At 69.5% G+C, this 3,547-nt stretch carries 3 protein-coding genes and 2 pseudogenes; 3 read left to right on the forward strand and 2 right to left on the reverse strand.

The window, feature by feature from the left end; all coding sequences use genetic code 11:
- Together VFB40_RS28590 and VFB40_RS14660 are read right to left on the reverse strand one after the other, a co-directional pair.
- Window positions 1-94: pseudogene (locus VFB40_RS28590) on the reverse strand (plasmid stabilization protein); the annotation flags it as partial.
- A gap of 114 nt (window positions 95-208) precedes the next feature.
- Window positions 209-718 (reverse strand): sugar:proton symporter, encoded by a 510-nt coding sequence (locus VFB40_RS14660; protein ID WP_324850969.1) that lies wholly within the window; start codon window positions 716-718, stop codon window positions 209-211.
- 168 nt (window positions 719-886) lie between these two features.
- Between VFB40_RS14660 and VFB40_RS14665 the strand changes: the two genes are divergently transcribed.
- From VFB40_RS14665 to VFB40_RS14675, 3 genes and pseudogenes are all read left to right on the forward strand, one after another.
- The gene (locus VFB40_RS14665; RefSeq protein WP_324850971.1) at window positions 887-2,533 is read left to right on the forward strand and encodes an AlkA N-terminal domain-containing protein; all 1,647 of its coding nucleotides are present in this window, start codon (window positions 887-889) and stop codon (window positions 2,531-2,533) included.
- Window positions 2,530-3,204, forward strand: a complete 675-nt coding sequence (locus tag VFB40_RS14670; protein ID WP_324850973.1) for an alpha-ketoglutarate-dependent dioxygenase AlkB family protein — start codon at window positions 2,530-2,532, stop codon at window positions 3,202-3,204. The genes VFB40_RS14665 and VFB40_RS14670 overlap by 4 nt, the downstream gene beginning before the upstream one ends.
- Before the next feature lie 133 nt (window positions 3,205-3,337).
- A pseudogene (locus tag VFB40_RS14675) lies at window positions 3,338-3,547 on the forward strand ((4Fe-4S)-binding protein); the annotation flags it as partial.

Genomic DNA, 3,547 nt, shown 5'->3' on the forward strand with positions numbered 1-3,547 from the left:
CCTCGGCCCGCTTCGGGCTCTCGCCCCGCTTGCGGGAGCTGCTCTTGATGTGCTCGTACTGGCGTTCCCGTTTCGGGCTTGATCCGCGCGGCATGGCCGCCTCCTGATTCTCAGCGTGTCAGGGATTTGTCAGTGTTCGGAGGTGTCGGGAAACGCGCAAGCCGCGACACGCGTCGTCGCGCGCCGCGGCTTGGCGGGCTTTCGGCTCTCACCACTCGCGGTTGCGGGCCTCGAACGCGTCGCGTTCCGGGGCGTTCACCTGCTCCACCACGGTCGGCGCCTCGACGATCTCCTGGCCGAGGAACCCGGCGATGATGAGCACGACCGAGCCGCCGAGCGCCAGCCAGGCACCGGCCTGCATGCTGTGCTGCGCCGAGCGGTAGACCTCGATCGCGAGCAGGACGAACAGCACGATCCCGAGCGCTCCGGCCAGGCGGGTGAGCCAGCCGGTGCGGTCGACGAGGCCGACAAGTGCGACCAGGCCGAGCAGGATCGAGATGCCGCCGACGCTCTTGACGATGTCGCTCTGCGCGAAGAACTCGGTCTTGACCAGGGCGTGGTTGCTCAGGTCGGTTCCGGTGATGGACCGGGTCCAGTCAAGGAACGCGGCAACGATCACCGCTGCGCATCCGGCCAGCGTCAGCAACAGCCGCCCGAAGTCCACTCCGGCTCGGCTCCTTGCGGGGACGCCCGTTCGGTGCACGGTGTGCGTTCCCATCACAGCCACCTCCATCCAGTAAAGCTGTGTGGCCCTGGTAACCCGCGTCCGGTGGCCCAAACGGGCCAATGGCGGTTGATCAGGGGTGAGTCGGCAAGTACGGCCGAGATCGTCGTGTCCGATTTCCGCTAGCACGGTGCGGCCGCGTAACCGAGGATGGTGTCTGTGATGAACGAAGATGCCAGGTACGAGGCGGTACGAGGCCGGGACGCGCGGTTCGACGGCGAGTTCTTCACAGCTGTGCTGACCACGGGTATTTACTGTCGGCCGAGCTGTCCCGCGATGACGCCCAAAAGAGAGAACGTGCGGTTCTTCCCGACCGCTGCGGCGGCGCAAGGCTCCGGGTTCCGCGCCTGCCGGCGCTGCCGTCCCGATGCGGTACCAGGTTCCCCGGAGTGGAACGTGCGGGCCGATGCGGTAGGTCGGGCTATGCGCCTTATCGCGGACGGCGTTGTGGATCGCGAAGGCGTTAACGGACTGGCGTCGCGGCTCGGGTACAGCGCGCGGCAGGTGCAGCGGCAACTCAACGCGGAAGTGGGCGCTGGGCCGGTGGCGCTTGCTCGGGCTCAGCGTGCGCACACTGCGCGGGTGCTGTTGCAGACCACGCAGTTGCCGGTTTCGGAGGTCGCGTTCGCGGCCGGCTTCGAGAGCATCCGGCAGTTCAACGACACCATCCGGGCCATCTACGCGCTCACCCCGACGCAACTGCGCGAGGCGCGGCCGAAGCGGGACATCGCCGCTCAGCGGCGAAATGGCGCGCGGGGTTCGAGGACGGCGACCTCGGCCTTCGGCGGAAGCGCTCAGTGGCTGAGCGCTTCCGAATTCTCGTCGGTGGCCCGGGCCGGTTCGGAGCCGCGGCCTGGCGATGCCGAGATCGATCCGGACGCCGCGCAGGCGGTACCCGTGATTTCGAGCATTGAGGTTGCGGCGGACCAGTTGGGCGCGAACGGTGGAATCCCGCTGCGGCTCGCCTTCCGCGGTCCCTACGCCGCGGCTGAGCTGTTCGACTTCCTCGGTCGGCGAGCAATCGCGGGTGTCGAGGAAATGCTCGGCGAGCGCGGCGAGCGCACCTACCGCCGGACGCTGCGTCTGCCGGCCGGCGCGGCCATCGCAGAGGTCGACGAGCAGACCGGCGAGGGCGGTTGGCTCGAATGCCGGCTGCACCTCGGCGCGCTGCGGGACCTGACCGCCGGGATCCAGCGGTTGCGGCGGCTGTTCGATCTCGATGCCGATCCTTATGCGGTAAGCGAGCGGCTCGGCGCGGACCCGGTGCTCGGTTCGCTCGTGCGGGCGCGGCCCGGACTGCGCGCTCCGGGCGCAGCGGACGCGGAGGAGCTGGCGGTGCGCGCGATCCTCGGCCAGCAAGTCACCGTGACGGCTGGCCGAAAGCTCGGCGAGGCGCTGGTGGCCGCGTATGGCCAGCCGCTGCCCCAGCCGAGCGGCGGTCTGACCCACCTTTTCCCGCTGCCCGCCGACCTCGCCGACAATCCGCTCGACGCGCTCGGCATGCCCGAGTCGCGACGAATCAGCCTGCGCACACTCGGCGCGGCGCTGGCCGGCGGCGCGCTGCGGCTCGACCCGGGCGTGGACCGCGACGAGGCCGAGCGGGAGTTGCTCGCGCTGCGCGGGATCGGACCGTGGACGGCCCGGTACATCCGGATGCGAGGGCTCGGCGATCCGGATGTGCTGCTCGTCGGGGACGTGGCGATCAAGGCGGCGATGCGGCGCAACGGGGCCGTGGACGCCGACGCGCACGCCTGGCAGCCGTGGCGCTCGTATGCGATGCACTACCTGTGGAACAGCCCGATCGCATGAGTGCCCTGATCCCCCGGCCGCGTGCCGAGATCGCGCCGGGCGCCGTGCACCTGCCCGGTTGGCTGAGCCTTGAGCAGCAGCGGGAGCTGGTGATCGCGTGCCGGGGCTGGGCCACCGGGCCGGTCCCGATCCGGCACACCGCGCTGCCGCGTGGCGGAGTGATGTCGGTGCAAACGGTGTGCCTCGGCTGGCATTGGCAGCCCTACCGGTACACGCGCACCGCCGATGATGTGAACGGCAAGCGCGTCGCGCCGTTTCCGGACTGGCTGGTCGAGTGGGGTCGCCGCGCCCTGATCGACGCGTATCAGGATGCTGTCCCGGATTACCTGGACGGCGCGGCCGAGTACACGCCGGACACCGCGCTGATCAATTTCTACGACGGCGCCGCCAAGATGGGCATGCACCAGGACAAGGACGAGCGCTCCGCCGCGCCGGTCGTGTCGATGAGCGTCGGCGACAGTTGCGTCTTCCGCCTGGGCAACGACGAGAATCGCGGAAGGCCTTACACCGATGTTCGGCTCGAGTCAGGCGACCTGTTCGTCTTCGGCGGTCCAGCGCGGTTCGCGTACCACGGGGTGCCCAAGGTCTATCCGAGCACGGGCGACGCGGCGACGGGGCTGACCGCGGGGCGGCTGAACATCACGTTGCGCGTCACCGGATTGACCGGCTGACAGCAGATACATCGGATGACTCTGGCGAGTCCGGGGCTCAGTGTGTGAAGGTGTGGGTGTGACGGACACCGAGGCGGCTATTGCCGGCAGGAGCACCAGCGCGAATGCAAAAGGCACCGGGGCGTTCCTCGGTATGCCGTCGTTTCCGGAGGCGGCGCGGGTTTCGACGAAGGATGCGCGGTTGCGGGCGAATCTGACCCGTGCGACGCACACCATCCGGGCGCGGCGCGAGCAGGCGGTCGCCGAACTGGCGGACTGGGCCGAGCTACGCGCGGCCGGCGCCGCGATCAAGGAACGCACACTGCGCCACCTGGACACCTACCTCCTGCAACTCGAAGAGAAG

Source organism: Actinocrinis sp., assembly GCF_035650855.1.
In the GTDB taxonomy this organism is placed as follows: domain Bacteria; phylum Actinomycetota; class Actinomycetes; order Streptomycetales; family Catenulisporaceae; genus Actinocrinis.

Coding starts and splice junctions, on each gene's coding strand:
- VFB40_RS14670 (WP_324850973.1), top strand. CDS start 2,530: ATGAGTGCCCTGATCCCCCGGCCGCGTGCCGAGATCGCGCCGGGCGCC.
- VFB40_RS14665 (WP_324850971.1), top strand. CDS start 887: ATGAACGAAGATGCCAGGTACGAGGCGGTACGAGGCCGGGACGCGCGG.
- VFB40_RS14660 (WP_324850969.1), bottom strand. CDS start 718: ATGGGAACGCACACCGTGCACCGAACGGGCGTCCCCGCAAGGAGCCGA.